Below are 2129 nucleotides of genomic sequence, written 5' to 3'. Positions count from 1 at the left end.
TGCTCACATTGTAGTTCCACCAGTTGTTCGCTGCGAAGAAGCCCAAATCTGTGTTCCTGCCCACGAACTCTGAAAGGTTTACAGAGACGAGACGCCAATCCGTCACATTCTCAGTCTCAAATACACGCTCGAAATCGTCTGCGGAGATATTGCCAGCGAGAGCACCAGCCCGCAGCTTCTCATTCCGCTTGCCTTCGGTTCGCATCCAGAACTCCAGTCGTGGCTGGACGATGCTTACATTCTTATGCAGGATGCCGATGCAATCTGCCCAGCGGTGTGCGGTAATCTTCGCAGAATATGAAGAATTATCGGGCGTATCGTTGAAAAGAGAGAAGTTACACGGCGTGGAGACGCCATAGCGTATGCAGTCCCTGCTCCAACTATTGAAGCATTCTGCACACTCGAAATCGTCAAATAAGTCAAATATGAGGTGACCATCGCTCCTTGAGGGTATATCAGGCGCAGACGCATTCCAGTACATTTTCAGTCTGTGCCTGCCGGGTGGTATCTCCTCAAGCCGCAGCCAGATTAGGCTCTCACCCGAACGGTTCCAGCGCTCTATCCAGTATGGAATCGGCTCGCAACCGACACCGACTTTGAACGAGATATCCTCACCACCATGACGCACCTCCGAATAGTTGAATATAGAGGGGTCAAGCCTCAACAGGACAGGATAGTCGTGAAGCGTGCAATTTAATGGATTTTCCACCGTGATGTTCTGCTCATAATGCCAGGACGGTGCGGGACGGACATGCACATTTATCTCCTCGTGGTTGTTCGTCTCATTTTCCTCAATTAGTTCGTTATTCGCGTCCACAGTGATGTTCAACCGATAGTCGCCCTCGCTCTCAGGCACCCAGCCGAATGTCACGACCGTCTCTGTATTGAATGCGAGTGATGGTATTCTCTCTGTATCTACAGGCGTTTCAGCTTCATTCACAAGCAGTGAAACCTCAAAACTGCCGGCATCTCTGCCCACGTTCTTTATCCGTGCCTTTATTAGATTCAATTCACCGGCAAAGAATGGTTCCACAGCCGCAGTCTCGAATTTGACTACTTTAAGGTCGGTCTGAGATACCCCAAACACAGTGATATTTAGCGTGTTTACGTTATTGCTATCGTTTAATTCGATTGTTTCATTCTCAGGATCGGCAATGACGTTTATGGTGTAGTTCCCGGCGTGAACCGGAGTCCAATCGAAGCTGAGGGTCGTATTCGTAGCCACAGGGAGTGCATTGACCGTTTTTAGACATAAAGCGGTATCAGTATCATTGAGATAAAACGCAACCTTGAAGACGCTTGTATTCGCATTTCCGATGTTTTCTATCGTTGCGGTGATGGTATTCGAGACGTTAGAATAGACTTTGTCAGGCGTCTGTATATCTTTTATGATGAGGTCTGGTCTGGATTCTTTGTTTATGGTTTCGTTTATCGTTACGCTTATCGTGTACCAGTTGTTCGTTTCGTTCGATTCGCTGAGCGTATTCTCGGAGTCTGCCACTGCGGTCAGAGTATATGAGCCTGAGCCCGTGTTTGGTGGTGTCCATGAGAAGTTGATTGTTACGGGCTCACCCGCAGCGGGCAGTGTGACGTTTATGCTCCTGCTATCTATTACTGTTTCATTGGCTTTGAGTGAGACATAGAAGGGAGTGGGGGTTGTGATATCCTGCTCACCGATGTTCGCCACTGTTACTTTTATCTCATTTGAGGTATTGGGGCATAAGCTCCCTGGCGTCTCAATCGCGGTTACAACAAGGTCGGGCATCGCACCCAGCACAGTCTCCGTATCAGTCTCCGTATCCGTATCCGTTTTGTTATCCGTGTTGGTCTGCCCCGAAGAACGATTTCCTTCGGATTCTGCCTCTGCTGCAGCTTCTGAAGTGACATTGGTGTGATTCTCAGCCACAGCATTATCCCCATGAATCACATTTGATGATGTATTTGATGATGTATTTTGGTCAGAAAAAGAAAAAGGAGAATTATTATCTACAGAAGAATCATTCAACACGTGTTCTGACATATTATTCGTATCAGTATTAGTATCAGTATCAGTATCAGCATTCGTAACAGGAACGGAAGAAGAGTTATTTGTGGCATTACCACTGACATTGACACTGACATTGACACTG

1 protein-coding gene is annotated in these 2129 nt (G+C 47.3%); it reads right to left on the bottom strand.

Annotated elements, in window-relative coordinates:
- A partial coding sequence (locus J7J01_09830) for a DUF2341 domain-containing protein (protein MCD6211159.1) occupies positions 1-1906 on the bottom strand: 1906 nt, incomplete at its 3' end.
- Positions 1907-2129: the final 223 nt, after the last annotated feature.

This window comes from Methanophagales archaeon (assembly GCA_021159465.1).
GTDB lineage: Archaea > Halobacteriota > Syntropharchaeia > Alkanophagales > Methanospirareceae > G60ANME1.
Note: the sequence above shows the minus strand (reverse complement) of the source record. Positions and strands in the feature narration are given on the sequence as shown.